The sequence below is a fragment of the Maribacter cobaltidurans genome (assembly GCF_002269385.1).
GTDB lineage: Bacteria > Bacteroidota > Bacteroidia > Flavobacteriales > Flavobacteriaceae > Maribacter > Maribacter cobaltidurans.
The window spans coordinates 854487-881485 of the sequence record NZ_CP022957.1; the positions used below are offsets into that span (position 1 = coordinate 854487).

27 protein-coding genes are annotated in these 26999 nt (G+C 39.7%); 10 read left to right on the forward strand and 17 right to left on the reverse strand.

Going from position 1 to position 26999, the window contains the following annotated elements; all coding sequences use genetic code 11:
* The 8 genes from CJ263_RS03750 to CJ263_RS03785 all read right to left on the reverse strand — a co-directional run bounded on the left by CJ263_RS03750 (position 1) and on the right by CJ263_RS03785 (position 6516).
* Positions 1–735 carry a LytR/AlgR family response regulator transcription factor gene (locus tag CJ263_RS03750; RefSeq protein WP_094996036.1) on the reverse strand — a complete coding sequence of 245 codons (735 nt, stop codon included), beginning with the start codon at positions 733–735 and terminating at the stop codon, positions 1–3.
* On the reverse strand, positions 732–1802 hold the full coding sequence (locus tag CJ263_RS03755; protein WP_094996037.1) for a sensor histidine kinase: 1071 nt from the start codon (positions 1800–1802) through the stop codon (positions 732–734). The genes CJ263_RS03750 and CJ263_RS03755 overlap by 4 nt, the downstream gene beginning before the upstream one ends.
* A gap of 225 nt (positions 1803–2027) precedes the next feature.
* Positions 2028–2387: a hypothetical protein gene (locus tag CJ263_RS03760; RefSeq protein WP_158657073.1), complete on the reverse strand. Its 360-nt coding sequence runs from the start codon at positions 2385–2387 to the stop codon at positions 2028–2030.
* A 27-nt stretch (positions 2388–2414) separates the two neighbouring features.
* Positions 2415–2612 carry a hypothetical protein gene (locus CJ263_RS03765; RefSeq protein WP_094996039.1) on the reverse strand — a complete coding sequence of 66 codons (198 nt, stop codon included), beginning with the start codon at positions 2610–2612 and terminating at the stop codon, positions 2415–2417.
* A gap of 248 nt (positions 2613–2860) precedes the next feature.
* Positions 2861–3382, reverse strand: coding sequence for a DUF4136 domain-containing protein (locus CJ263_RS03770; protein ID WP_094996040.1), 522 nt, complete (start codon positions 3380–3382; stop codon positions 2861–2863).
* Between the two features lie 31 nt (positions 3383–3413).
* The gene (locus CJ263_RS03775) at positions 3414–4124 is read right to left on the reverse strand and encodes an ion transporter (protein WP_094996041.1); all 711 of its coding nucleotides are present in this window, start codon (positions 4122–4124) and stop codon (positions 3414–3416) included.
* A gap of 11 nt (positions 4125–4135) precedes the next feature.
* On the reverse strand, positions 4136–5137 hold the full coding sequence (gene obgE, locus CJ263_RS03780; RefSeq protein WP_094996042.1) for a GTPase ObgE: 1002 nt from the start codon (positions 5135–5137) through the stop codon (positions 4136–4138).
* Between the two features lie 272 nt (positions 5138–5409).
* On the reverse strand, positions 5410–6516 hold the full coding sequence (locus tag CJ263_RS03785; RefSeq protein ID WP_094996043.1) for an adenylate kinase: 1107 nt from the start codon (positions 6514–6516) through the stop codon (positions 5410–5412).
* 102 nt (positions 6517–6618) lie between these two features.
* On the opposite strand from CJ263_RS03785, the gene CJ263_RS03790 reads away from it, so the two are divergent.
* From CJ263_RS03790 to CJ263_RS03800, 3 genes are all read left to right on the forward strand, one after another.
* Entirely contained in the window at positions 6619–7773 is a 1155-nt protein-coding gene (locus CJ263_RS03790) for a 5-(carboxyamino)imidazole ribonucleotide synthase (protein WP_094999091.1), read from the forward strand.
* Positions 7774–7776: 3 nt separating this feature from the next.
* Positions 7777–8265 carry a 5-(carboxyamino)imidazole ribonucleotide mutase gene (gene purE, locus CJ263_RS03795; RefSeq protein ID WP_094996044.1) on the forward strand — a complete coding sequence of 163 codons (489 nt, stop codon included), beginning with the start codon at positions 7777–7779 and terminating at the stop codon, positions 8263–8265.
* Positions 8266–8328: 63 nt separating this feature from the next.
* Positions 8329–10350, forward strand: coding sequence for a M3 family metallopeptidase (locus tag CJ263_RS03800; RefSeq protein WP_094996045.1), 2022 nt, complete (start codon positions 8329–8331; stop codon positions 10348–10350).
* Positions 10351–10400: 50 nt separating this feature from the next.
* On the opposite strand, the gene CJ263_RS03805 is transcribed toward CJ263_RS03800, so the two are convergent.
* Positions 10401–10763, reverse strand: a complete 363-nt coding sequence (locus CJ263_RS03805; RefSeq protein ID WP_094996046.1) for a rhodanese-like domain-containing protein — start codon at positions 10761–10763, stop codon at positions 10401–10403.
* A 93-nt stretch (positions 10764–10856) separates the two neighbouring features.
* On the opposite strand from CJ263_RS03805, the gene CJ263_RS03810 reads away from it, so the two are divergent.
* A complete protein-coding gene (locus CJ263_RS03810) occupies positions 10857–11417 on the forward strand; it encodes a sigma-70 family RNA polymerase sigma factor (RefSeq protein ID WP_094996047.1) in 561 nt (186 codons plus the stop codon).
* Positions 11418–11637: 220 nt separating this feature from the next.
* Here the strand turns inward: CJ263_RS03810 and CJ263_RS03820 are convergent, their stop codons facing one another.
* Entirely contained in the window at positions 11638–12462 is an 825-nt protein-coding gene (locus CJ263_RS03820; RefSeq protein WP_094996049.1) for a UbiA prenyltransferase family protein, read from the reverse strand.
* 126 nt (positions 12463–12588) lie between these two features.
* Here CJ263_RS03820 and gcvP point away from each other — a divergent pair, with 126 nt between their 5' ends.
* The 4 genes from gcvP (at position 12589) to CJ263_RS03840 (ending at position 18058) form a co-directional block, all read left to right on the forward strand.
* Complete coding sequence (gene gcvP, locus CJ263_RS03825; protein WP_094996050.1) at positions 12589–15438, forward strand: aminomethyl-transferring glycine dehydrogenase; 2850 nt, start codon at positions 12589–12591, stop codon at positions 15436–15438.
* Positions 15439–15606: 168 nt separating this feature from the next.
* Positions 15607–16662: a 3-oxoacyl-ACP synthase III family protein gene (locus tag CJ263_RS03830; RefSeq protein WP_094996051.1), complete on the forward strand. Its 1056-nt coding sequence runs from the start codon at positions 15607–15609 to the stop codon at positions 16660–16662.
* Between the two features lies 1 nt (position 16663).
* A complete protein-coding gene (locus tag CJ263_RS03835; RefSeq protein WP_094996052.1) occupies positions 16664–17194 on the forward strand; it encodes a class I SAM-dependent methyltransferase in 531 nt (176 codons plus the stop codon).
* A gap of 9 nt (positions 17195–17203) precedes the next feature.
* Positions 17204–18058 (forward strand): glycosyltransferase, encoded by an 855-nt coding sequence (locus tag CJ263_RS03840; protein ID WP_094996053.1) that lies wholly within the window; start codon positions 17204–17206, stop codon positions 18056–18058.
* A 51-nt stretch (positions 18059–18109) separates the two neighbouring features.
* Here CJ263_RS03840 and CJ263_RS03845 read toward each other — a convergent pair whose 3' ends face one another.
* The 7 genes from CJ263_RS03845 to CJ263_RS03875 form a co-directional block, all read right to left on the reverse strand.
* The gene (locus CJ263_RS03845; protein WP_094996054.1) at positions 18110–18619 is read right to left on the reverse strand and encodes an OmpH family outer membrane protein; all 510 of its coding nucleotides are present in this window, start codon (positions 18617–18619) and stop codon (positions 18110–18112) included.
* A 48-nt stretch (positions 18620–18667) separates the two neighbouring features.
* Positions 18668–19510 carry an OmpH family outer membrane protein gene (locus CJ263_RS03850; RefSeq protein ID WP_094996055.1) on the reverse strand — a complete coding sequence of 281 codons (843 nt, stop codon included), beginning with the start codon at positions 19508–19510 and terminating at the stop codon, positions 18668–18670.
* 104 nt (positions 19511–19614) lie between these two features.
* Positions 19615–22236: an outer membrane protein assembly factor BamA gene (bamA, locus tag CJ263_RS03855; RefSeq protein ID WP_094996056.1), complete on the reverse strand. Its 2622-nt coding sequence runs from the start codon at positions 22234–22236 to the stop codon at positions 19615–19617.
* 4 nt (positions 22237–22240) lie between these two features.
* Positions 22241–22984 (reverse strand): isoprenyl transferase, encoded by a 744-nt coding sequence (locus CJ263_RS03860; RefSeq protein ID WP_094999092.1) that lies wholly within the window; start codon positions 22982–22984, stop codon positions 22241–22243.
* Between the two features lie 6 nt (positions 22985–22990).
* A complete protein-coding gene (porG, locus tag CJ263_RS03865) occupies positions 22991–23680 on the reverse strand; it encodes a type IX secretion system protein PorG (protein WP_094996057.1) in 690 nt (229 codons plus the stop codon).
* Between the two features lie 112 nt (positions 23681–23792).
* Entirely contained in the window at positions 23793–24674 is an 882-nt protein-coding gene (locus CJ263_RS03870; protein WP_094996058.1) for an NAD kinase, read from the reverse strand.
* 89 nt (positions 24675–24763) lie between these two features.
* A complete protein-coding gene (locus tag CJ263_RS03875; RefSeq protein ID WP_094996059.1) occupies positions 24764–25420 on the reverse strand; it encodes a CBS domain-containing protein in 657 nt (218 codons plus the stop codon).
* Between the two features lie 92 nt (positions 25421–25512).
* Between CJ263_RS03875 and CJ263_RS03880 the strand changes: the two genes are divergently transcribed.
* The gene (locus tag CJ263_RS03880; RefSeq protein WP_094996060.1) at positions 25513–26226 is read left to right on the forward strand and encodes a pyridoxine 5'-phosphate synthase; all 714 of its coding nucleotides are present in this window, start codon (positions 25513–25515) and stop codon (positions 26224–26226) included.
* A complete protein-coding gene (locus tag CJ263_RS03885; protein WP_094996061.1) occupies positions 26223–26993 on the forward strand; it encodes an alpha/beta fold hydrolase in 771 nt (256 codons plus the stop codon). The genes CJ263_RS03880 and CJ263_RS03885 overlap by 4 nt, the downstream gene beginning before the upstream one ends.
* Positions 26994–26999 lie beyond the last annotated feature (6 nt).

Sequence of the window (26999 nt, forward strand, 5' to 3'; positions counted from 1 at the left end):
CTATAAGCTCATCTTATCCTTAAAAAGATAGGATTGCCTTCTGGAAACTTCTACTTCTTCTCCATTGGCCATGGTCAGCTTTAATTTTCCATTGAACCAGGGCACTACATTGGTAATAAAATTCGTGTTTATGATTTGCTGACGATTGGCCCTGAAAAAATATTTCTCCGGCAACTTCTCCTCAACTTGGTTCAAGGACTTGTACAGCATGGGCTTTTCGTCCTGAAAAAATACGCGGGTATAGTTACCCACAATCTCAAAATGGGAAATGTCCCCTACTTTTATGAGCCAGCACTTTTCGCCGTCCTTAATAAAAATCTGACTATTTCCGGTTAGCCTTTGGTTGTTCTCTGAAGCAACCTCGTTTTTATCTTTAGCCAGTTTTTCCTCTACTTTTTCAATAGCAGCTGAAAACCGTTTTGGGCTAATGGGTTTTAACAGATAATCCAGTGCATTATACTCAAAAGACTTAATGGCATATTCGTCAAAGGCCGTCGTAAAAATGGTAATGGGAACCTCATCCAACATTTCCAACAACTGAAAACCATCCTTTTCGGGCATGTTAATGTCCAGAAAAAGTAAATCCGGATTATTCTCGTTTATTAACTTAAAACCATCATCTACATTTTCGGCTTCGCCTATAATTTCTATCTGGGAATAGCCCTTAATAAGCTCCTTTAACTCATTTCGAGCCAATCTGGAATCCTCTACTATAACTGCTTTTATTTGACTCATGACAAGGGTATGTTAATGGAGGCTACAACTTCATTATCCACCTCCTTTATATCAAAAGAAGCCTGGTTTCCATATAACAATCGCAACCGTTGTTGTATGTTCTTAAGTCCTAATTGAGTGGAATCCTGGGCAATTTGTAGACTTCCGGTATTGATGACCTGGATAATCAAATTTTCTCGGTCAACATCGGTAATCAGTTTTATGGTTCCCCCAGCTTTGAGGTTGGAAATTCCATGCTTAGCCGCATTCTCAACCAAGAGTTGAATGATCATTGGAGGAATCTTTATGTCCAACGTTTCTTCTTTGACTTCTTTAATAAACGACAATCTATCTTCAAATTGAATCTTGGAGAGCGCTATGTAATTTTCCACCATTTCCAATTCTTCCTCCAGTCTTATGGCATTTACATTATTCTTTGTCAACGAATATCTTAGCATCTCGGAAAGTTTGGTCAGCATATCCCGGGATCTCTCCACGTCCTCCAACATCAGCCCACGGATATTATTCAGGCTATTGAACATGAAATGTGGGTTAATTTGTCCTTTTAAAGTGTTCAATTGGGCTTGTCTTAGCGTGGCATTAAGTTCGGCACGTTCTACCCTATTTGCGTTCAACTTTGCTACAATCTTTACGGATAAATAAAAAATGGTCCATCCAAAAATGGTTACAAAGGAATTAATCAACATCAATCCCAAACCAAATTCCTTATACATTTCGGGCACTTTCACATCCTCTTCCCCAAATTTCCCCATACAATATCCCGAACCATAGGACAAACCAAAGTAAATCAGTGCCGCCACTGCAATTCCAATAAGAATTTTAATAATCTGGCTAGTCTCAAAGGAATCAAAATTGATGATTCTTTTAAGGTAAAACCGTAAAAGACTTGTGGATAGTACGCCTATTAAAAAGGTGGACAAAAGACCATACTTAAAAGTGTATGATTCCTTATATCCATCGGCATCCGGTGTAAAAGCATAGGCAATGAACACCAATCCTCCCCAGGACATGATTTGGACCAACCAAAATGAAATTGACCATCTATGCTTTTTTATGAAGGCTGTCATTTTTAATGTTTAAGGGTAAATATAGGGGAACGAATGATTTTAGTTTCTGTCTAAAAGCCGAAACTAAAACAATATTTGAATTACCAAAACCATTATGAACTTTATAATTGCTATCATTGGTGTACTCTTTTATGGGTATAAAAATAGAATTCGTGTTTTGTAATTTAAACCGATTTATGAAGAGCGGTAAAATTGTATTGGTGAATGGTTTTCCAGACCCCAAGATTAGTTTTTAACCGCGTTACAGTTTGAAAATGCAATTTGCTGACCTCCTTCGAAATCGATGATAATGAATGCATCATTACATAATCCTTTCTTTTCAAAATCCTCCAACAAGGCAGCTTTAATGGTATCAAAATCATTATTAGGGCAATCACCTGCCAAAAACTCATAGCGTGCACCGGAACTATTAGGGCTATCCTTGGATAACGTAATACCAAAACTTGATAAGCTCAACTCCACGTTGGAACAATTGCTTTGCTTTTGGATACTGGCCTTTAACTCATCGATATCCTTATTGTTCCCTGAACAAGATGTAAGGACTATCATAATCACTAATGATAGTCCTTTTAAAAAATTTTTCATTGGTACTGCTTTAATGTTCTTTTTGAATCAACCTATAACATTTTCGGTTTCCTTTTTTACGTTTCCCTTATTCAATAGCGATACTCCCATTAAGGTTAAACCCGCATATAAGGGAAAAAAGTAGTTTACCAAGTTTAAATCCCTTACGGCTCCAATTAAGGATACTAATACGGTTACAGTTCCAATAGCTAGTACAGTTACTTTTGTTTTGTCGATTGTTTTCATGACTTTGTTTTTTAATTGTTAGTAATATGCTGTAAAACTAATGGGCCTTTATGGGAAAAATAAATGGATTATGATGAACGGTTGAAAAATGTGACCGAACGGAAATTTTCTCTTACTAAAATGTAATTAATTGAATATCAGTTATTTAAAAATAAATAATACATCAGGAATGACAATAGAGCCCCTATAAATAGGGGTGTTAGGAAAAAATAGGGGTATTTAAAAAAAGATATTGAACGCTGCTTACCTTAAGATTTTGGAGGGTATTTTTCAAATATTTTGTTGACCATTTCTTGCAAGTTTTCCTCTTTCACGGCAGGTGGTTCCCCTTCCCTAAAGGGAGCCTTTCCAATGGCCTGCCAAACGAGAATATCCTTTTTGGCATCTAAGAAATCAAGCACTATTTCCCTAGTTAGTTTTGGACTACCCACGGGAATTCCAATGGATACCCCGCCACCTATTGCGCCTCCACCTCCACCAAGGCCAACACCTACCGTATTGCCCGACTGGGTTTCGTAAACCATACTGTTTACATCAATAAGCAAATCCGGTTCTTCAGAAAATTTTAATCCCTTGGCCTGCAGTGTTATATCCATAGCCCTAAAGAATCGGTTTTCATCCAATTCGCTCAAACCCGTCTGTAGATCTGCTATATAATTATATGTATTGTAAGCGGTGAAATCTGTTTCCTTTTCATAGTCATAGTCAACCTTTATGGTACCACAGGAAGAGAGAAGCAAAATGATCCAGAGTATTTTCAAATATTTCATAATCAATATTTTACTTCAAGTTAAGAAAAAATCATTCCTCCTCTTTCTTATCCACACTTTTTGTTAGGGCAGATGAAATGATACCCGTTGGAATCGCTACAATTCCCAATCCGATCATTAAAATGAAGAAAGTAAATATTCTTCCACCTACCGTTATGGGATAAACATCACCATAACCTACGGTTGTCAAAGTAATAATGGCCCACCATAAACTATCGAAAATGGAAGAGAAATGCTCCGGTTGTGCCTGGTTTTCAAAATAATAGATGCCAACTGCGGAAAAATAAATTAGAATAAGGGTGACGAAAAGAAATAAAAGGATTTCCTCTTTGGCCATCACAATGGCCTTAGTAAAATGTTTAATGGCCCTATTATAGCGCATAAGCTTTAACATTCTAAAAAGTCGCAAAAATCGCAATGCCCGTAAAGACCTTAAATCAATGCCCAAGGATAGATAAAAGGGGAGGATGGCCAAAAAGTCTATGATACCGTAGAAACTAAAAATGAATTTGGCCCTATTATCCGCAACATAAATGCGAAGCAAATATTCCAAAGTAAATACAATCACAGAGAATATTTCTATTACCCGAAGAAAACTTCTCGTTTTAGGTTCTAAGTCCGGAACGGTCTCAAAGGAAAAGGAGACAATGGAAACAAAAATTAAAATTTGAATAAAATAGGCAAAAAACCTACTCTTTGGATTATCATTTAACTCAACAATATTTTTTAGATACCGTTTCATTATATAATATTTTAGTCATTCAACATTTGCCAAAGTTTGTCCTTAAGTTCGGTTATTCCCATTTGTGCCACGGACGATATAAACATATAGGGAGTTCCCTGGAAATCCTTATCCAGCTCTATTTTCATTTCATCCATCAATTCATCGTCCAACATATCACATTTGGAAATGGCAATCAGACGTTCTTTGTCCAACAACTCAGGGTTATAACGCTTTAGCTCATCCAACAGGATAGCGTACTCCTGACTAATGTCCTTGCTATCGGCAGGAATCAAAAACAATAAGGTGGCATTTCGCTCTATATGTCTCAAGAAATAATGGCCCAAACCCTTTCCTTCGGCCGCCCCTTCGATTATACCCGGGATATCCGCCATGACAAAACTTTGAAAATCCCTATATTCCACGATTCCCAAGTTGGGCTTTAGGGTCGTAAATTCATAATCGGCAATCTTGGGCTTTGCTGAAGTTATCACGGAAAGTAAGGTAGATTTTCCGGCATTGGGAAAACCTACAAGCCCTACATCGGCCAGAATCTTTAACTCCAATAGAAAATATCCCTCCTGCCCGGGAATCCCTGGCTGGGCATATCTTGGAGTTTGATTTGTGGAGGTCTTAAAATGCCAGTTTCCGAGTCCGCCCATGCCTCCCTCCAATGCTATTTTTTCCTCTCCATGCTCCGTTATCTCAAACAGGACCTCGTCAGTTTCTGGGTCCTTTACAACAGTTCCCAAGGGCACGTCCAAATATACATCTGTACCATCTGCACCGGTACTCCTGTTTTTACTTCCATGCTCTCCATGACCGGCCTTGAAATGCTTTTTGAACTTGAAATTCACCAAAGTCCAAAGATTCTGGTTGCCCCTGATGATTACATGACCACCACGGCCCCCATCTCCACCATCTGGGCCACCTTTAGCTACGTATTTTTCACGGTGAAGGTGCATAGATCCCTTTCCTCCGTTTCCTGAGGCCAGGTGAACCTTAACGTAGTCTACAAAATTGCCTTCGGTCATCTTTAATAAAGCATTTAAAAATTGGGTACAAAGCTACGTAATTATAAGGGAAGACTACCCTTGGGATTTATGACAAAGGGTCATAAAAATAATGGAGGTAAACCATATAGGCAATGGCAATGAGTATTAGGGTCAATATTGAACCACAACCAATAAAAAAACAGCTTTTTAACGCATCCTTTGGTCTGATTACCTCTTCTGCCATGGGATATTCCTTAAGTTAGTTCGGTCGTTATTTCCCTTAATAACCCCAATAGTTATATAGTGTATGCCTAAAGGGAGTCGATAACCTTTGTCAAGCGCTCGGTAATTTCCTCAATTGTACCGATTCCATTGACACTATGAAACTTTTTGCGATCTTCATAGTATTCCTTTAAAGGTGCCGTCTTGGAATTGTACTCATCAAAACGGTTCCTGATTTTTGTTACATCTTGATCGTCCGATCTTCCACTTACCTTACCTCTTTCCAATAGACGCTCTATTAAAATTTCATCATTGGCTTCCAAGGCTATGGTCGCATCCACTTTCATGTCCTTGGATTCCAAAAAATTGTCCAAGGCCTCGGCCTGGGTAGTTGTTCTAGGGAATCCATCAAAAATGAATCCGTCCGCATCTGGATTTTTATCCACTTCGTCCTCCAACATTTTAATAGTCACCTCATCCGGCACCAAATCGCCCTTATCTATATATGATTTTGCCAAGGTCCCTAATTCCGTTCCATTTTTTATGTTATAACGGAATACATCGCCAGTGGAAATATGTTTTAAATTATACTTTTCCTTTAAAAATTGAGCTTGTGTGCCCTTGCCAGCTCCTGGTTTACCAAAGAGTACAAGATTGATCATATGTTTTTGGTTTAATTGGTATACTTCCCTTAAATTCCTTCCTAATTCTTTGTAATCCAGTCCATAACCTACTATGAATTTATCCGGTATTTCCAGCCCCACATAGTCAATGGCATATTCCCCATTGTAGACTTCGGATTTATAAAAAAGACTGGCAATCTTAAATTCCTTTACCTTGGTATTCCTGAAAATATGGACAAGCTTTTGTAACGTTCGTCCTGTATCTATTATATCCTCAAGAATAATGATACTGCGACCCTCAATATTATCAGGTACATCCAACAATGTCTCAACGATTCCCGTAGAAGTGAGCCCATGGTAAGAGCTTAGTTTCACGAAAGACACCTCGCAAGGGTGTGGATATGCCTTTAAAAAATCTGAAACAAACATAAAGGCTCCATTTAGAACACCCACAAAAATGGGGCTCTCGTCCTTGTAGTCCACGGCAATTTCCTGTGCCATCCGTTGGATGGCCTCCAAGATTTGCTTTTCCGTAAGAAAAGGTTTAAACAATTTGTCGTGTAACCGTATCAATTTTAAAAAATTAGTAAGGTTGGCAAATATAGGGTTTTTGACCAGTGTTTTTGAATTATGGGGATTAGGTTTCTAAGATTTAAGCGTATTTTTGTGGTACATATGAACTATTTTTCTTCTGATTTTAAACTAGGAATCCTTGGCGGTGGGCAATTGGGCAAAATGATGCTCTATGAAACCCGAAAATGGGATGTTTGGACCAAGGTTTTGGACGCTTCCCCTGAAGCTCCCTGTAAAATTTCATGTAACCATTTTATGCAAGGCGAATTGCTTGACTATGATACAGTGTACAATTTTGGTCAAGGTTTGGATGTACTGACCATAGAAATCGAAAACGTAAATCTTGATGCCCTTGAACAATTGGAAAAGGAAGGCCTTAAGGTGTTTCCACAACCCAAGGCATTGCGCATTATTCAAAATAAGGCAAAGCAAAAACTATTCTATGTAGACCATGGAATACCAACTGCAGAATTTCAACGCTTTGCATATCTCAGTGAAATAGAGGACAGTATCCAAAATGGCGGTTTAAAACTTCCCTTTGTTTGGAAGGCCGCACAGTTTGGCTATGATGGGCAGGGGGTAAAGGTAGTCCGTGAGATTGCCGATCTTAAAGGTCTGCCTTCTGGGGAGTGTATCGCCGAAACGATGATTCCATTCAAAAACGAATTGGCGGTCATTGTTGCACGGAATTCAAATGGCGAAACAAGGACGTACCCTGTAGTAGAAATGGAATTTCATCCAGAAGCCAATCAAGTGGAATATGTCATCTGTCCCGCTAGAATTGATTACGAAGTAGCTTCCAAAGCTAGAAAACTTGCACTTGAAGTGGCCGAAAAAATTGGTTTGACCGGGCTGCTGGCCGTGGAAATGTTCCAAACCAAGGACGACCAAATATTAGTCAACGAGGTAGCCCCAAGACCCCATAATAGTGGTCACTATAGTATTGAGGCAAGTTACACCAATCAATTTGAACAACACATTCGCTGTATCCTCAATTTACCCCTTGGCGGTACGGAAAGTAAGGTAGCAGGTATTATGGTGAACTTGGTAGGTGCCGAAGGCCATACAGGTGATGTGGTGTATGAAAATATGGAGAAAATCCTAAAGCTTGAAGGGGTTACTCCCCACATCTATGGAAAAAAACAAACGAGGCCTTTCCGTAAAATGGGCCATGTGACCATTGTGAACTCGGATATTGACCAAGCCAGAAAAACAGCGCAACAAGTAAAGGAAACAATCAAAGTAATCAGTAAATAAGTTATGAGTAAAGTAGCCGTAGTAATGGGAAGTACCAGCGACCTTCCGGTAATGCAGGAAGCCATAGACATTCTAAAAGGTTTTGATATAGAAGTGGATGTGGATATCGTTTCCGCCCACAGAACTCCGGAAAAACTTTTCGACTTCAGTAAAAATGCCCACAAAAATGGTTACTCCGTGATAATTGCGGGTGCAGGTGGAGCTGCCCACTTACCGGGCATGGTAGCCTCCATGTCTCCATTACCGGTCATAGGTGTGCCCGTAAAAAGCAGCAACTCAATAGATGGTTGGGATTCCGTTTTATCCATTCTTCAAATGCCTGGTGGCGTTCCCGTAGCCACGGTAGCCTTGAACGGGGCCAAAAACGCAGGAATTCTGGCTGCCCAGATTATTGGTAGTTCGGACAAATGCGTTTTGGACAAGATCATCCTTTATAAAGAAGGATTAAAGCAAAAAGTTATTGATGGCGCCAAATCCGTTAAGAATAAATAGTTGTTAGTTAAGAATGAACTTTCTGTCAGAGAAATTCAAAATTGAAAAACAGTAAAATAAAGAATGAATCCACTCTTAGAGCCCTTTGACACAGCACCATTTTCAAAAATTAAAAATGAACATTTTAAGCCCGCATTCCTTCAAGCCATAAAAGATGCCAAGGCAGAAATAGATGCTATTACGGCCAACTCAGAAGAACCTACCTTTGAAAATACCATTGAGGCCTTGGAATTTTCGGGTCAACAATTGGAAAGAATTTCAAGTGTATTTTTCAATCTGAATTCCGCCGAAACCAATGAGGAAATCCAAAAAATCGCGCAAGAGGTTTCGCCTTTATTATCCGAATTTGGAAATGATATCACCTTGAATGAAAATTTGTTCAAAAGAATTAAAGAGGTGTATCAAAAAGCGGATTCTTTGAATCTGGATGTGGAACAAAAAATGCTCCTTGAAAAGAAATATAAAAACTTTAGCCGAAATGGGGCCAACCTACCAGAAGGCAAGAAAAAAAGATTAAGAGAAATTGATGCGGAACTTTCAAAGCTCACACTGAAATTTGGGGAAAATGTGTTGGCGGAAACCAACAAATACCAAATGCATCTTACTGACGAGAATGACTTGGACGGCTTGCCGGAAGGTGAAAAAGAAGCTGCTGCACAATTGGCCACTGTAAAGGGAAAAGGCGAAGGATGGATGATCACCCTAGATTATCCAAGTTATATTCCCTTTATGAAATACGCTAAGAATAGAGACTTGCGAAAAGAACTTGCCATAGCCTTTGGGAGCAAGGCCTTTCACAATGATGAACTGGACAACCAAGAAAATGTGCTAAAAATTACCTCTCTTAGATTTGAAAGGGCACAACTCTTAGGGTATAAAACCCATGCCGATTTTGTCCTAGAGGAAAGAATGGCGGAAAGCCCTGAAAAGGTACATGGCTTCCTAAAGGAACTTTTGGAAAAAGCAAAACCTGCTGCCGAAAGGGAATTTAAACAATTGGCAGATTTTGCTGAAGAACTGGATGGCATCGGTGTACTTGAAAAATGGGATGGAAGCTATTATTCCGAAAAACTGAAGCAAAAGCTGTTTGATCTAGATGATGAAAAACTAAAGCCCTATTTTAAGCTAGAGAATGTCATTGACGGAGTTTTTACGGTCGCTGAAAAACTGTTTGACCTAAAATTTGAAGAAGTCTTCGATATAGACAAATACCATGAAGACGTAAAAACATATCGAGTCTATGATGCTAATGGAGCATTTTTATCCCTGTTCTATGCCGATTTTCACCCCAGATCCGGAAAACGTGGTGGCGCTTGGATGACCTCCTGTAAATCGCAATGGAAAAAGGACGGTAAAAATATACGTCCGCACATAAGTAATGTGTGCAACTTTACCCCTTCCACCAAAAGTAAACCTTCCCTATTGACATTCAATGAGGTAACGACCTTGTTTCATGAATTTGGGCATGGTCTGCACGGAATGTTGGCAGACACTAAATATCCTAGCCTTTCCGGAACCTCCGTCTATTGGGACTTTGTAGAGCTTCCAAGTCAAGTCATGGAAAATTGGTGTTATGAAAAAGAAGCCTTGGAGCTATTTGCAAAACATTACGAAACCGGGGAGGTAATTCCCATGGAACTTATCACCAAAATAAAGGAATCCGCAACCTTTCAGGAAGGAATGCAGACCTTGAGACAATTGAGTTTTGGTTTGCTGGATATGTCCTGGCATGGAATTGACCCTACCCATATCAAGGATGTAAAAAAACACGAAGACGAGGCTTTTGAAGGCACTAAATTGTACCCCGATACGCCCGAAACTTGTATGAGTACATCGTTCTCCCATATTTTTCAAGGCGGATATTCGTCAGGTTATTACAGCTACAAATGGGCCGAGGTCCTCGATGCCGATGCGTTTGCCTACTTTAAGGAAAAAGGAATTTTCAATAAAGAAGTGGCCAATAAATTTAGGGAGCATGTCCTATCAAAGGGCGGAACGGAAAACCCTATGGTCCTCTACAAACGATTTAGGGGCGCCGAGCCCAAAGTGGAGGCTCTTCTAAAAAGGGCAGGACTTTTATCCTAATACTCCTACGTTTGACTTATGGCAAATGTCAAAAAGCCAATAATCAAGGACTATTTATTGTTTTTGCTCCTCCATGCATCATAGCCCCCATCTAGGTTGACTACATTTTTATACCCCAACGTGAGTAATTTCTGTTGTGCCTTAGCACTTCTCCCACCAACTTTACAATACACATAGATAGTCTCATCCTTATCAATTTTTTCAACTTGTTTATCAAAATCCGCATCGAACCAGTTGATATTCAAGGCATTTTCCAAATGACCTTGGCTATATTCCTCGGGGGTTCTTACATCCAATAATATAACCTCGGAGAGTTCGTTCTGTGTGACACTGGTAATAGCTTTTGAGGAAGGATTTTGTGCACAGGATAGGTTTGCAAGGATGGATAAAAAAAGTATCAGTCTAAATTTCATAAGTTCATGTTTTGGTAAAAATAAAAATTATGATGACATCGAATTTGAATTAAAAAAAAGAAAATTACGCTATTTTTACCGCAATATTGTACAATGGCTGAAAATCAACTAAATCCAAATTCATGGGTAGACAATTACGCAGACTACCTCTTCAACTATGCCATTGGAAAAGTTAGCGACGTAGAAACCGCTAAAGATTTGGTATCCGAAACCTTTTTGGCCGGATTAAAATCAGCAAAAAACTTCAAGGGCGAAGCTGCCGAACGTACATGGCTAATAGCGATTCTGAAAAGAAAAGTCATTGATTATTATCGCAAATCAAATTCCAAAAAAGGAAAAGCGGAAGTTCGAATGAGCTCAAATTCCTATGCCGAAGACCAAGGTGATTGGTTGGAGGAAAAAGTAGCCGACCCATATGGAAACCTAGGAAGCGATTCCATAGAAAACGAGGAATTAGGACTTGCCTTGCAAGTTTGCATCGACAAATTGCCACGCAAACAATCACAAGTTTTCACCATGAAGACCATTCAAGGTATAAGTACGGAAGAAATTTGTAATGAATTGGACATAAACCCGTCCAATTTATGGGTTATGGTTCACAGAGCTAGAACAGCGTTAATGGAATGTTTAAATAAAAATTGGTTCAACTCATGATTTCTTGCGAAAAAGCAGCGGATATATGTACTAGGGCTCAGTACAATGAAGCTACCTCAATGGAGAAGTTAAAATTGAGGTTTCATATTATTTTTTGCAAAATTTGTGCAGAATATACCAAGCAAAACAAAAAATTGACCTCGCTTTGCAACAAAGCCAGGCTCCGTTCACTTTCAGAAAAGGAAAAGGCGAAAATGAGGGAAACTATCAGAAAACTTGGCTAATACCATTTAAGGCAAAGAACCAAAAGTACATACCACACTACCGGGATACCCTCCACCCAAAAAGAAGCAAAATACTTTTTTTGATTTTTACCGAAAGAAAACATCATCACCAACAGTCCTAAAAAAAGTATGGTCTTTACTATAAGCTCAGGTCCAGATAGAGAGTCCTTTAAAAAAGTGACCAAATAAAATAGAAAGGCAAGTAAAGCTCCAATCAGTTGGGTGGCCCTTACACCAAATCGCTGTGGTAGTGTCCTTAATTCCGGATTATCATATTTAAGATCCCTTATTTCAAACGGAATCAACAATAGTAGTACGAAAAAAAATCTTTGGACCGCTTCCACCCAAATGTCCCAAAAGAGAATTTTAAAAGAACCCAATACCGGTAAGATTACGGTGGCTCCCGCCCAGACCAGTGCCACTATAAATATTTTTAGGCCTCCTAAGCTCCTTAAGTTTTTGGTATTCGGCAGTACAGGTATGGCATAGAGGCCTGTTAAAAATACCAGTGCCATGATGCCCAACCATACTTCAACCCTTATAAAATAGGCATGATAGCACCCTAATATAAAGGAAATAAAACTAACTATTTGAATATTCTTCTGGTAAGGATTCGCCACAATAAAATACTTCTCTGCCTCTACCCCATATTTTATAAAATTATAGCAGACGATTGTCCCAAAAAAAAGAAACCAGGCCAAATGCTCGTCCCGCTGTATACTGAAGGTCTTTATCGTAACATGGGTCAATGCAAAAACACCAAATGCGACATGGATACTTGCATTGATATAAAAATTAAAAAGGCGTTGCAGTTTTTCCATTGAACAAATGTACCCAAAGTGTTTATAACCCTTGTTTATGGTTAAAAACTTTCCCCAAGGAAGCGCTTTCAAAAGGCATTTTAATCCAATTAATACCTAATTTTGCACGACTAATTTATTCAAATCATGAAGACTGACGTGTTTGCATCCCGCCATATTGGTATCCGAGAAGAAGACCTTGATCACATGCTTAAAACTATATCCGTGGATAGTTTGGATCAATTAATTTACGAGACCATCCCCGATGATATTCGGCTTAAAAAAACACTGGATTTGGGTGCGCCAATGAGTGAACATAAATTTTTGGCTCATTTAGAGGAACTTTCAAAAAAGAACAAGGTTTTTCGTTCTTATATCGGCTTGGGGTATCATGAAAGCCTAACACCGTCGGTCATTAAACGGAATATCCTTGAAAATCCAGGATGGTATACCGCTTATACGCCATATCAAGCAGAAATTGCCCAAGGTAGACTTGAGGCCCTTTTAAACTTTCAAACGGTGATTTCCGACCTAACCGGAATGGAACTGGCCAATGCATCTTTGTTGGACGAAAGTACCGCCGCAGCCGAGGCAATGACCATGCTTTTTGAGGTCAGAACCAGGGAGCAGAAAAAGAATGGCATTGTAAAGTTCTTTGTTTCCGAAGAGGTTCTTCCACAGACATTGTCCCTACTCCATACACGCGCCAACCCATTGGGAATAGAATTGGTTATTGGCAACCATGAGGAATTTAATTTTGACGATACTTTTTATGGGGCCTTGCTTCAATATCCGGGTAAATATGGACAGCTGTATGATTATCGGGAATTTGTTTTAAAAGCTAAAGAAAAGGACATTAAGGTTGCGGTCGCTGCAGATATATTAAGTTTAATCCTCTTAACCCCTCCTGGTGAATTTGGTGTTGATGTTGTCGTAGGTACTTCGCAAAGGTTCGGTATTCCCATGGGATATGGTGGTCCGCATGCGGCCTTTTTTGCGACCAAAGAAGAGTATAAAAGAAACATACCTGGAAGGATAATTGGTGTGACCAAGGACAGGGACGAAAAACCTGCCTTGAGAATGGCCCTACAAACTAGGGAACAACATATCAAAAGGGACAAGGCAACCTCCAACATCTGTACGGCGCAAGTTCTTTTGGCCGTTATGGCGGGCATGTATGCTGTATATCATGGTCCCAAAGGGCTAAAATATATTGCCAAAAAAGTACATTCAACAGCAAATACATTAACGGACGCATTGGAAAAATTGGGATATTTCCAAAGTAATAGCGCTTTCTTCGATACCATACACATAAAAGCCGATGCAAACATTATACGTCCTATCGCCGAAAGAGAAGAAGTGAACTTTTTATATCCTAATTCGGAATCCGTAGTTATCGCCGTTAACGAAGCCACCTCAATTAAAGACCTCAATCAAATCATTGGTATATTTTCAGAGGCAAAGGAAAAGGAGGCCAATGTAGTCACTGAACTATTGGAAAAATCATCTATTCCGCAAAATATAAGCAGAACATCCCCTTTTCTAGAAAACAAGGTTTTTAACACCTATCACTCCGAAACGGAACTGATGCGATATATCAAAAAACTGGAGCGCAAGGATTTATCCCTTAACCACAGTATGATATCTCTGGGAAGTTGTACCATGAAATTGAATGCCGCTTCTGAAATGCTGCCTTTGAGCAGTGCCAGCTGGGGCAATATGCATCCGTTTGTGCCCTTGGAACAGGCTGAGGGCTATCAAATAGTTTTAAAAGAATTGGCTAAGGATTTATCTACCATTACAGGCTTTGCCGATACCTCATTGCAGCCAAATTCCGGCGCCCAAGGAGAATATGCAGGTTTAATGGTCATAAGGGCCTATCATGAATCCAATGGGGAGGGCCATCGAAATATTTGTTTGATTCCTGCTTCGGCACACGGTACCAATCCGGCTTCCGCCGTCATGGCAGGGATGAAAGTCGTGGTAACCAAAACGGATGATAAAGGAAATATAGATATGGAGGATTTGGAGGAAAAGGTAAAACTGCATGCGGACAATCTCTCTGCGCTGATGGTCACCTACCCTTCCACACACGGGGTATTTGAATCCTCCATTAAAAAAATTACAAAATTAATCCATGACCATGGCGGCCAGGTCTATATGGACGGTGCCAATATGAACGCCCAAGTAGGGTTGACCAATCCGGCTACCATAGGCGCAGATGTTTGCCATCTTAATTTGCATAAAACTTTTGCAATACCTCACGGTGGTGGAGGTCCAGGAGTAGGCCCTATTTGTGTGGCACCACAATTGGTTCCATTTTTACCTGGTAACCCCGTAATCAAAACAGGAGGGGAAGAGGCTATTTCAGCGATTTCGGCAGCTCCTTGGGGCAGTTCCCTGGTTTGTCTCATTTCCTACGGATATATTAAGATGCTCGGGCCTGAAGGGTTGACCAATTCCACGAAAATGGCCATACTGAACGCTAATTATATCAAACACCGACTAAGCGGAAAATACGATGTTCTCTATACCGGCGAAAAAGGAAGGGCGGCCCATGAAATGATTATCGATTGCAGGTCCTTTAAACAGAATGGTATTGAAGTAACCGATATTGCCAAGAGGCTTATGGACTACGGCTTTCATGCACCAACGGTTTCGTTTCCAGTAGCGGGCACATTAATGATCGAACCTACAGAAAGTGAAAGTTTGGAGGAATTAGATCGTTTTTGCGATGCCATGCTTTCCATTCACGGTGAGATAGAAGCAGCAGAGTCGGATAATCCAGACAACGTTTTAAAAAATGCACCTCACACGTTGCAAATGGTCGCAAACGATACTTGGGATTTTCCGTATTCAAGACAAAAAGCGGCATTTCCGTTGCCCTACGTTGCAGAAAACAAATTCTGGCCCTCTGTTCGACGCGTTGACGACGCCTATGGAGACCGTAATTTAATTTGTACCTGCGCTCCTATTGAAGCCTATGCCGAAGCTTAAAATTCAAGCCTCATGTCAATAAAATAGGGCATATATGGACTTAAAGATAATTTTTTTATTTGTCCAATTAAAGTATACCGAAACACTGAACGTCGTAAAGCTTATTATGCATGCATAATAAGCTTTACGTTTTAAAGTACCTTATGAAAAATAATTCAAGAAAGGTATATGGGTGTCAGTATTATAGGTACAGGAAGTTATATACCTGAAAACCAAATAAAAAACAAAGCATTTGCGAAGCAGGAATTTCTGAACAGTGACGGCAGTTCATTTCAGCAAACCAACAATATTATTATTGAAAAGTTCAAGGGAATTACGGGCATCGAGGAGAGGCGCTATGTAAGTGAAGACTTGAACACTTCGGACATTGCTTTTTTAGCTTCGGAACGGGCGATTCTTGATTCCGGTATAGATAAAGAAGATTTAGATTATATCATCTTTGCCCATAATTTTGGCGATGTATCCGCAGGTGAGTCCCAAGGGGACACATTGCCCAGTCTTGCCTCACGTGTAAAACATCTTCTAAAGATACGAAACCCCAATTGCGTTGCCTATGATATGCTTTTTGGATGCCCTGGCTGGATAGAAGGTGTAATTCAAGCCAATGCGTTCATAAAAAGTGGAATCGCAAAAAGGTGTTTGGTCATTGGCGCCGAGACGCTTTCAAGAATAGTTGACCCCTATGATAGGGATTCCATGATCTATGCAGATGGAGCAGGAGCCGTTGTACTGGAAGCTTCCGATGCCAACACGGGCATAATGTCCCATATTAGTGCCTCGTATACCTTAAAGGAGGCCCATTATCTTTTTTATGGAAAAAGCTATAACAGCTCCGGGAATGAAACCAAATACATTAAAATGCTTGGGCGGAAAATTTACGAATTTGCGGTAACCCATGTACCCAATGCCATGGTAGAATGCCTCCGAAAAAGTGGCTTTGACGTTGCACAAGTTAGAAAAATTCTGATTCATCAAGCTAATGAAAAAATGGACGAGGCCATCGTCTCCAGATTTTATGGTCATTTCAATATGGAGGTCCCGGAGCATATAATGCCCATGACCATTGATAAACTTGGAAATAGTTCCGTGGCTACGATACCTACACTTTTGGATCAAATCCTAAAAGGAAAAGTAAAAAATCACCATTTACACACAGGCGATGTTATTATATTTGCAAGTGTTGGCGCTGGGATGAACATCAACGCCATCGTTTACAAATTCTAAAATGTACGAGAACACTTATCCGAACAAACGGTTCAAACATACTTTGGCCTTTCTAAGGAAGTATGTGGACACTAAGGAAACTATTTTGGATTTGGGTGTTGCAAATCCCTTTTCCGAAATCATGGTCCAAGAAGGTTTTACGGTGGAAAATACAAAAGGTGAAGATTTGGACTTTGATTTTACATCAGTGCTTCAATCCGATGCAGAGGTAGTAACCGCTTTTGAGATATTTGAACATCTGTTGGCCCCTTTACATGTCCTGTCCAAAATAAAAGCCGATAAACTTGTAGCAAGTGTACCGCTCCGACTTTGGTTTTCTCCGGCCTATAAAAGTAAATCAGATCCATGGGACCGACATTATCACGAATTTGAAGACTGGCAATTTGATTGGTTATTGGAGAAAGCTGGTTGGGAAATTCAGGAGAAAAGAAAATGGGCACATCCCGTAAAGAAAATCGGATTAAGACCTTTTTTAAGGCTTTTTACGCCCCGGTACTATATTGTATACGCTACCCGAAAAACAAGTCGTTAAATCCTTCCTTTGAATTATTATGTCATCATACCGGCCCACAACGAAGAAGCTTTTATTTCTTTGACCCTGGAGTCACTTTTATTGCAGACACTGCCTCCTAAAAAAGTAATCGTTGTCAACGACAATTCTACTGACAATACCGAAATCATCATTGATGAATTCGCTAAAACGGTACCCTACATTCAAAAAGTGAATACCGTGTCCTCAAGGGAGCATATGCCCGGAAGCAAAGTAATTAATGCTTTTGAACAAGGTCTGAAGGTTTTGGACGACGATTATGATTTCATAGTAAAGCTCGATGCCGATACTGTTTTACCCAAGGATTATTTTGAAAATATATCAAAGGTTTTTCATCATTCTCCCAGTATTGGTATTGCGGGTGGATTTGCGTACGAGCAAGACGAAAATGGAAAATGGAAATTAAACCACCCGATGGATAAAAAACATGTCCGGGGTGCCTTTAAGGCTTATTCCAAACCATGTTTTAAAGCTATAGGAGGTCTAAGAGGTGCTATGGGCTGGGATACTGTGGATGAGTTGTTGGCACAATATCATGGTTTTAAAATTTTTACCGATGATTCCTTGAAGGTTAAACACCTTAGACCCACTGGTAACGCCTACAGTCCCCTATCAAGATTACTTCAAGGAAAGGCAATGTACACTATGCGATACGGCCTCTGGATTACTTTGATTGCCTCAATTAAAATGGCACTAAAAACTAAAAATCCAAAAGCATTTAAGGATAATCTATCTGGCTATTTTAAGGCCAAAAAGAATAAGGAAAATTTTTTAGTTTCGGAAGAAGAAGGGAAATTTATTAGGCGGTTGCGATGGAGCAACATTAAATCTAAATTGATTCCATAAAAAAAGCCATTCCAACTGGAATGGCCTTTTATTTTCTATTTGTTTAGGGAATTAAATACCCAATTCTTTTTTGACGTCGGCCAAAAGATCTTTTCCATTGGCAACAATCAATCCACTACCGACTTGCGCATCGATAACATAATCGAAGCCTTGAGCATTAGCAACTCTTTCTATAGCTGCTTTAGCCTTTTCTGAGATAGGGGCAAACAATTCCGCCTGCTTCTTCTGAATCTCTTGTTGGGCGTTTTGTTGGAACTCCCCAACCGTTTTTTCCATACCTTGAAGTTCTACCGCTCTCTTTTCATTCTCTTCCTTGGACTTAGAAGCTGCTTCATTTTGATATTGTGTATACTTATTACGCAATTCTGTCATGGAAGCTTGAATATCCGCACCATAGGTTTCCTGTAGCTTTTTAAGTTCAGCTTCCGCAGCTTTCATTTCCGGCATGGCAGATAGCAACTGGGTTACATCTATATGTGCCACTTTACTCTGTGCATTTACAAAACTGGTCGCCGCCACGAACAACATTAAGGCTACCGCAATTTTCTTTACTTGTTTCATGAGTTAAAATTTAATTCTTATTTGAGTATTAATTAATGGTTTCGATTTCTATTTATTATCGGAATCCTTTTCCGTATTATCCTTATTTCCCTCTGCCTCCTTTTCCTTTCGCTTAGCCTCCCTTTCTTCAAGGAGTTTCTTTCTTCTTTCCTCGTAGGCCTTCTTACGTTCCTCGCGCAATTTTAATTGCTCTTCCCGCTTTTCGGCTGCCGTTTTCTCTCTTGCCTCCTGGGCTTCCTTGGCCCTGTCGATTCGCTCCTGAAGGGCTTCGCTTACCTCTTCTTCTTGTTCAATTTCATCATCACCTTCAAAAGCTTCCAATCTACTTCTAGTATCTTTTCCTCCCTTGGGTTTGCTTATTTTTCTGGTTCTTGCAATTCCCCTGAGAACCAAGTCGCTAATATCGTGCCTTTTTTCGGAGTACAACATTACAACATCCGCAGATTTATCAAAAATAAAATCATATTTTTTATTGGCTCCCAATTTTTGCACCTCATTGAAGACCTGATCTTGTATAGGCTGTATCAACCTTCTTTTCTGCAGCACCAAATCTCCTTGGGGACCAAATCTATCCTGCTGGTACTCGATCATCTCCTTTTCAAGGATTTGAATCTCCTCTTCCCGCTCTTCTATGAGCTCAGGGGTCAACAACACCTTTTCCGCCATTAAATCCTTCTTCATCTGTTCCAGAACACTTTGCTTTTGTTCTATTTCCACCTTCCATTTTTGGACCTTAGTATCCAATTGCTCACTTGCATCCCTATATTCCTCAACATTTTCCAAGATGTATTCCATATCCACATAGGCTATTCTAACTCCTCTTTGGGCCATGGAATACAATCCCATTAAGATGGTAACAAGAAATAAAAGAACTTTTGCTTTTGACTTCATTTTTGATATCGTTTAATCTAATAGAAAATATCGTGCCAAAATTACTAAAACTTTTAAAATGAAAGGGTTAGCATAAGCACAGATACTGTAATTTCAATTTAAATTTAGAACTGTTGACCAATTATGAAGTGCGTTTGCCATCCGCTTGGACCATTGCCTATGGATTGTGGTCTTAAATCCTCATCGAATCCATAACCAAAATCGATTCCCAATAAACCAAACGCTGGCATAAAGATGCGAAGCCCCACACCGGCCGATCGTTTTAATTGAAACGGATTAAACTGCTGAAAATTGTTGAACGAATTACCTGCTTCCAAAAAGGTGAGTCCGTAAATGGAGGCAGAAGGTTTCAAGGTAAGCGGATATCGTAGTTCCATGGAGAATTTATTGTAGATCAATCCACCCTCCTGTTGCCTCGTAATAGGGTCTATTGGAGTCAAGGATTGATTTTCATATCCCCTTAGCTGCACAATATCCCTTCCATCCAATGTAAAATTGTTAAGACCATCCCCACCTACAAAAAACCGTTCAAAGGGTACGTCACCAGTAGCACTATTGTAATTGCCCAAGAATCCAAACTCCGCATTTGTCCTCAGTACCAAAGACTTGTCTGCACTGCCTACCAAAGTGGTATACCAGTCCCCCTTGAACTTGATCTTATAATATTCCAACAACCTGAATCGCTCCTGGTCTATGTCCTCTAATTCTGTAATTTCTGCGGCAGTCAAACCCTCTTGGGTAGTATACCGCTTTTCAGTCAATTCTTCACTACGATTTTTCAAGGCCCCAAAATCCTTGTTACTAAACAGGGAATAGGGTGGTGTAAACTTGGCGGTAATTTCAAAATTAGATCCTCCACGAGGAAATATTCGGCCTCCCAAAGTTGCATTTCTATTGATACCTAAGGTGTAGGCTATAGAATTGGCCTTTCCGTTACCAAAATTAAAGAGACCAATATTATAATTTCTAAAATCATATAATTGATATCCCAAGGAATGTGAGATGGTGAAGAAATCATCTGGCCATTGTACCCTTTTGGCCAATCCCAAACTCACCCCCGTAATGGAAAACTGTTGATCTTTATTCACCTTGATTCCCCTATTGGTGTAGGATGCCGCAAACTGTTGTGTTCTTGAAACGTTCAAATTGAACCTAACCGGTTTTTTACCCCCCATCCAAGGTTCGGAGAAGTTTAAACTGTATACCCTAAAGGTTCGGCTTGCCTGCAACCGGAGTGCAAAGGTTTGCCCATCTCCCATAGGTACGGGCCTGTAAGCTTCCCCTTTGAACAGGTTCTGAATGGAGAAATTGCTAAAGGAAAGACCTAAAGTACCTATGAATCCTCCTCCTCCATAACCGCCTTGCAGTTCAATTTGACTTGATCCGGATTCTACTAGGCTCCAGGCCAAATCCACCGTTCCTTCGTTCGGATTAGCATTTAACACATCTGGTTTTATCTGTTCTGCATCAAAAAATCCAAGTTGCCCCAATTCCCTAATACTTCTAATAATATCGGACTTATTATACTTTTGGCCTGGACGCGTACGCAATTCCCTAAAAATCACATGGTCATTTGTTCTATCATTTCCGGAAACGGTTACATGGTCTAAAAAGGTTTCCTTTCCTTCTATAATTCTTATCTCAAAATTAATGGTATCGTTGGCCGCAGAAACCTCAACTGGATTGATAGTAGAAAACAAATAACCGTTGTTTTGATAAAGACTGGTGATATCATTGGGCTCCGGTTTGGAGTTGTCCGCAATTCTTTCCCTTAGCAAAACACCGTTATAGGTAGCTCCTTTTTTAATCCCCAAAACCTGTTGCAATTGGCGATCCGTATACACGGTATTCCCAACAAAATCAATATCTCCAAAATAATATTTATTTCCTTCCTCGACTTTAATTTTTAAGAGAATATTGTTCTCGTCCAACTTCTCTATGGTATCAGAAATTACCCGGGCATCCCTAAAACCGTTCTCCGCGTACTTATCCACCAATAAGTCCAAATCCTCCTCATAATCGTCCTGAATATACTTGGACTTTTTCCAGAAACGGCCAAATCGTTTTCGCTTGGTACTTTTCAATGATTTCCTAAGCTTTTTGTCCGATAGTTGTTCATTTCCTTCAAAAATGATATCCTTGATTTTTACCTTGTCGCCCTTATTAACATTTACCACCATTCTTCTGGCATTGGTTTCAGAAGTATCCACAGCAGTAATAATATTAACTTTGGTATTTAGATATCCTTGTTTTTTGTACTTATTGGTAAGGTAGTTCTTGGTATTTGAAATAAGGCTCTCCGTTATCTTTTTCCCCTTTTTTAGGTCCGTATCGTCTCTTAATTCGTCTACCTTTCTCGGTTTCACCCCATTAAAGGTTACATCTGTCAATGTAGGCCGTTCAACAATATTGAGTTCAAGAAAAATATTGTTATCCTCAATATTGGTAACAAAGAATTCAATAGAGGTAAACAGCTCCAGTCCCCATAATTTTTTGATTACATCACTTAACTGTTCACTGGAAGGCGTAATAGGCTGCCCTATTCTCAAACCCGTATAGGTCTTGACCGTCTGCTCGTTATAACTTTCCAGGCCAGTTACCTCAATACCTCCTAAGATATAGGTTTTATCCCTATCCAGGCTAGGCTCCTGAGAGTAGGCATTGGCAAAGAAAATAAAAAGGAGCAGGGATGTTAGTAATTGGTTCAAGGATATGAACCTGGTCATATCGCTAAATGAGTTGTTCGCTAGTTTTTCCAAATCTTCGTTCTCTGTTCTGGTAATTTTTTATGGCCTCTACCAAATGATGCTCACTAAAATCGGGCCAAAATACATCAATAAAATATAATTCGGCATATGCAATCTGCCATAATAAAAAATTGCTGACCCGATGTTCTCCACTCGTTCGGATTAGCAAGTCTACGTCTGGCAAATTTTGCGTGTAAAGATGGTTATTAATAATGGTTTCGTCAATATTTTCAGGCGAAATTATATTATTTTTAACTTTGAATGCGATTGATTTCATTGCGGATTGAAGCTCTTCCCTAGAGCCATAACTCAGGGCAAGGGTAAGTGTCATGCCCGTATTATCCTTTGTTTTTTTCATTACTTCCAAAAGCTCCTCATGGGCCTTGTTTGGTAATGCAGAAATATTTCCAATCGTATTTAGTTTGATATTATTCTCACAAAAAGTAGCCAATTCCTTTCTTAGGGAAGAAACCAAAAGTCGCATCAAGGTCTCCACTTCCAGCTTTGGCCTATTCCAATTTTCAGTAGAAAAAGTATAAAGGGTAAGATACTTTATACCAAGTTTGGCACAACTTTTTACGGTAGACTTAACGGTTCGCACACCGTTCTCGTGGCCAAAAACACGCAATTTACCACGTTCCTTGGCCCACCTACCGTTACCGTCCATGATAATGGCCATGTGCTGCGGCAAATTTTGGTCTACAATATCCTCTATCTTACTATCCATCATTTATTATTGAAAGCAATCTCGGCATGGTTTTCTTCCAAATGTATACGTTAAGGTAACCCCGGAAAAAACGTACCAATCATCGCTAAGAATATTTCCAAATTTAAATTCCTCAAAATTGGAACCCTTGGGATTACTGGCATCCAAATTATCCGTAAAGGTATATCTGGCCCCAATTTCTGCCCCAAAAATAAGAAACTGGTTGATACGATACTTAAAACCTACCGTCATTGGTACGGCAAAAGATCCGTCCGTTTGTGAAATATCCTGTAAAACCCCTCCATTGAAATAGCTGTAATCATACCTAAAATAGGTCACTCCCGTATACAGGTAAGGTGTAAATGCAGGGCCTAATTTATGTAGATTGTATTCAACAAAATTAAACTCCAGTCCAGCGGATGCTTCAAGAACCTTGTTATCCACTACATATCCCCTTTGTTGTCTAGCAGTAGTACTGGATTTATTATCGTCTGCGGTAAACTTACCGTAGGTAAGGCTACCCCTCCATGCATATCTTTTGCTCTTGTTCCATTTGAACAAGCCCCCAAAAGCCAAACCCGATGGCAAAATGTAATTGGTTCTACCAACATCCCCTATCATATTCGCCCCACCGGCAAAAACACCTACTTCGTAGGTTTGGGCATTTAGACCAATGGAAACCGAAAAAAATGCCAGCAGAAATATGCTACGTATCATATATTACAATCGTTTACAACTATGTAAGACTCGCATAAAAAGTGTGCAAACCTACACATTCATTCTCACAAGGTAAACAGTTTTTAATGGTAATTATTGTTTAACGGAAAGTTCAATTTCTTCTGTCTTCGCCCCATAATAATTTGTTCCTTAGGGTCTTTAAAAAACTTTCTGAGGTATACTCAATCATTCTTATGGTAAACGGCGCCTTACTTATGGTTATTTCCTGCCCATTCTCCAAAGAAGCAATTCTTGAATCCAAGGAAACCAGATGGTTTTCTTCCCGGCCAGAAACCTTTAATCGTATTTCTGTATCATCTGAAATGACCAAAGGCCTGGCATTTAAATTATGTGGTGCTATAGGTGTCAATACCAACGATTTTGCCGTGGGCACTATTACAGGTCCTCCACAGCTCAATGAATACCCGGTAGACCCCGTTGGGGTAGAAATAATTAACCCATCGGCCCAGTAGGAGGTTAAATATTCATTGTTTAAATAAGTCTCTACCGTAATCATGGAAGTCGTATCCTTTCTACTTACGGTAATTTCGTTGAGGGCGAAATTCAAATCTCCAAATTCAGCGTTCAATGCCTTGGCACTAATTTGAACCAAGCTCCTTTCCACAATGGTATAGTCCCCTTTCAAAAATTCTTGAACCACCTTTTTAACTTCTTCTTTCTTAAAAGTGGACAAAAACCCAAGTCTTCCCGTATTTACCCCTACAATAGGTATACCTAAGTCCCTAACAAAAGTGGTAGCCCTTAAAATGGTGCCGTCTCCGCCAAAACTCACGAACATATCGAAGGAAGCATCCAGACCATAATCGGGAGTGAACGTAGGATAATTACCGGGACCGTTTTTCTCCTTATACAGAGCATAAAACTCCTCTTCCACAAAAACTTCTGCAGATGCCTTATGAAGTTCATTCAAAAGTTCCTGCACATATTCTATGGCATTGTCCTGGTATGTTTGGCCGTAAATGGCAACTTTCATCTGTTCAATTTTTATTTTTTAAATGGTCAGATGTAATTCGCCATTCAAAATCCGGGTGGGTATTTAGGATTACAATGGCTCATTTCTCACTAGACATTTAGGTACTTATCAAGATAGTCTGATCTATTCTTTAAATCCTCTATAAACTGGTCATCGCTATTTCCAAAAATAATTTGGTAATTGTAACGCCTAAAAGTCTGTACGACCTTGTCAAAGTTCGATGTACTGATTTTAATGGTGACCTGTACCACATCATTTTGCATATCCGTAATAAAACCACCTAAGAATCGGGCATTATTACTTTCTACAATCTGTGAAATCTCGCTAAAGGAATAATTCTTAATCCCCGTGGCGACAACTAGAATATTACCTGGATCTGTAAAGAACGGGGTGTCGATGAAGACAGCTACGATATCCGTCAAATCATAATATCCCTCTACCCTTTCTACTTCGTCCAAAATGGGCACAAGATTGGCCTCGTTTCGAGCAAACACCTCCAAGACGTCCAACCAACTTGTTTCCTTACGCACAAAAAATGTTTCCAGGTCATATCGGTATTCGTTCATTTTGGAATCGGAGGAAACCACATCCATATCATTTTCCGAAAAGACACCTAAAAACCTATCCTTCTCCATGATGGCAATATGGGAATATGTATTCTCCTTAAAAAATTCCATAATCTCCCCACAAGTGGTACTGACATCAAAAACAGGAAGATTGGAAATTATATGTTGTTGAATATTCATAGCCTAAATTATAACGCAAAATAACAATTAATAATATCAAAAGGCATGCCTAATTCGTATTTTTGGAGTCCTTTTAATGTACAATCGACAATATGACGAAACTTAGTGTTAATGTGAACAAAATTGCCACGCTTAGGAATGCAAGAGGTGGAAACGTACCCGATCTTTTGAAAGTGGCGGCCGATATTGAAAGGTTTGGGGGTCAGGGAATAACCGTTCATCCAAGACCGGACGAACGACACATTCGATATCAAGATACCCGTGACTTAAAGAAAATTGTCACGACCGAATTCAATATTGAAGGGAACCCTAACCCAAAGTTCATTGATCTTGTGCTGGAAGTCCTGCCGGACCAGGTGACTTTAGTGCCGGATGCAGAAGATGCCATTACCTCCAACGCCGGGTGGGACACCATAAAACACAAAGATTTTTTAACGGAGGTAATCCGCAAGTTTAAGGATGCCGGCATACGTACCTCTATCTTTGTGGACCCAGACACTAAAATGGTTGAAGGTGCCAAGGCCACTGGTACAGATAGAATTGAACTCTACACCGAAAGTTACGCCACGGGCTATCCTTCCGATAAAAAATCGGCAATTAAACCTTTTATCGATGCTGCCAAAAAGGCAAACGAGCTTAATATTGGCATTAACGCCGGTCATGATCTCAGCCTTGATAACATCCATTATTTTAGTCAAAATATTCCGGGGCTTTTGGAGGTATCCATTGGCCATGCCTTGATTTGCGAATCTATTTATTTAGGTTTGGACAATGTGGTGAACATGTATTTAAACAAACTAAAATGAATCCAATTTTATACTCCAACATTATAGGAAGCGGCAAACCATTATGTATTTTACACGGATTCCTCGGCATGTCCGATAATTGGAAAACACTGGGAAATCAATATGCTGAAAATGGTTTTGAGGTTCACTTGATCGACCAAAGAAACCATGGCAGAAGTTTTTGGTCCGATGAATTTAACTATGACCTTTTGGCCAAAGATCTCTTTGATTATCTTAATGACAAGAATATACAGAAAACAGCCCTTATCGGGCATTCCATGGGAGGTAAAACGGTTATGCAATTTGCCTGTACCTATTCCCAGCTAACCGAGAAATTACTGGTGGCGGACATTGCCCCAAGATACTATCCGCCCCATCATCATGAAATCATTAGCGCACTTAACCATTTGGAACTGGAAAAAATAGAAACAAGGGGGGATGCGGATGATCAATTAAAAAAATATTTAAAAAATTTTGGTGTGCGCCAGTTTTTACTGAAAAATCTCTACAGGACAAAGGATAGTAAGTTTGGATTAAGAATTAACTTGGCCGTCCTCACCGAAAAAATGGAGGAAGTTGGGGAAAATATTTCAAGTTCTGAGCACTATGATGGTCCCACACTTTTCTTGAAAGGCAGCAAATCTGAATATGTTTCGGATGCTGACAGTGTTCAAATTAAAAGACATTTCCCCAATGCCAAAATAGAGGTTATTGATAATGCGGGTCACTGGCTCCATGCTGAAAATCCCGAGCAATTTTTTGAGAAGTCGTTTCAATTTTTAAAATGAAAATGC

Coding starts and splice junctions, on each gene's coding strand:
- CJ263_RS03750 (WP_094996036.1), bottom strand. CDS start 735: ATGAGTCAAATAAAAGCAGTTATAGTAGAGGATTCCAGATTGGCTCGA.
- CJ263_RS03755 (WP_094996037.1), bottom strand. CDS start 1,802: ATGACAGCCTTCATAAAAAAGCATAGATGGTCAATTTCATTTTGGTTG.
- CJ263_RS03760 (WP_158657073.1), bottom strand. CDS start 2,387: ATGAAAAATTTTTTAAAAGGACTATCATTAGTGATTATGATAGTCCTT.
- CJ263_RS03765 (WP_094996039.1), bottom strand. CDS start 2,612: ATGAAAACAATCGACAAAACAAAAGTAACTGTACTAGCTATTGGAACT.
- CJ263_RS03770 (WP_094996040.1), bottom strand. CDS start 3,382: ATGAAATATTTGAAAATACTCTGGATCATTTTGCTTCTCTCTTCCTGT.
- CJ263_RS03775 (WP_094996041.1), bottom strand. CDS start 4,124: ATGAAACGGTATCTAAAAAATATTGTTGAGTTAAATGATAATCCAAAG.
- obgE (WP_094996042.1), bottom strand. CDS start 5,137: ATGACCGAAGGCAATTTTGTAGACTACGTTAAGGTTCACCTGGCCTCA.
- CJ263_RS03790 (WP_094999091.1), top strand. CDS start 6,619: ATGAACTATTTTTCTTCTGATTTTAAACTAGGAATCCTTGGCGGTGGG.
- purE (WP_094996044.1), top strand. CDS start 7,777: ATGAGTAAAGTAGCCGTAGTAATGGGAAGTACCAGCGACCTTCCGGTA.
- CJ263_RS03800 (WP_094996045.1), top strand. CDS start 8,329: ATGAATCCACTCTTAGAGCCCTTTGACACAGCACCATTTTCAAAAATT.
- CJ263_RS03805 (WP_094996046.1), bottom strand. CDS start 10,763: ATGAAATTTAGACTGATACTTTTTTTATCCATCCTTGCAAACCTATCC.
- CJ263_RS03810 (WP_094996047.1), top strand. CDS start 10,857: ATGGCTGAAAATCAACTAAATCCAAATTCATGGGTAGACAATTACGCA.
- CJ263_RS03820 (WP_094996049.1), bottom strand. CDS start 12,462: ATGGAAAAACTGCAACGCCTTTTTAATTTTTATATCAATGCAAGTATC.
- gcvP (WP_094996050.1), top strand. CDS start 12,589: ATGAAGACTGACGTGTTTGCATCCCGCCATATTGGTATCCGAGAAGAA.
- CJ263_RS03830 (WP_094996051.1), top strand. CDS start 15,607: ATGGGTGTCAGTATTATAGGTACAGGAAGTTATATACCTGAAAACCAA.
- CJ263_RS03835 (WP_094996052.1), top strand. CDS start 16,664: ATGTACGAGAACACTTATCCGAACAAACGGTTCAAACATACTTTGGCC.
- CJ263_RS03845 (WP_094996054.1), bottom strand. CDS start 18,619: ATGAAACAAGTAAAGAAAATTGCGGTAGCCTTAATGTTGTTCGTGGCG.
- CJ263_RS03850 (WP_094996055.1), bottom strand. CDS start 19,510: ATGAAGTCAAAAGCAAAAGTTCTTTTATTTCTTGTTACCATCTTAATG.
- bamA (WP_094996056.1), bottom strand. CDS start 22,236: ATGACCAGGTTCATATCCTTGAACCAATTACTAACATCCCTGCTCCTT.
- CJ263_RS03860 (WP_094999092.1), bottom strand. CDS start 22,984: ATGGATAGTAAGATAGAGGATATTGTAGACCAAAATTTGCCGCAGCAC.
- porG (WP_094996057.1), bottom strand. CDS start 23,680: ATGATACGTAGCATATTTCTGCTGGCATTTTTTTCGGTTTCCATTGGT.
- CJ263_RS03870 (WP_094996058.1), bottom strand. CDS start 24,674: ATGAAAGTTGCCATTTACGGCCAAACATACCAGGACAATGCCATAGAA.
- CJ263_RS03875 (WP_094996059.1), bottom strand. CDS start 25,420: ATGAATATTCAACAACATATAATTTCCAATCTTCCTGTTTTTGATGTC.
- CJ263_RS03880 (WP_094996060.1), top strand. CDS start 25,513: ATGACGAAACTTAGTGTTAATGTGAACAAAATTGCCACGCTTAGGAAT.
- CJ263_RS03885 (WP_094996061.1), top strand. CDS start 26,223: ATGAATCCAATTTTATACTCCAACATTATAGGAAGCGGCAAACCATTA.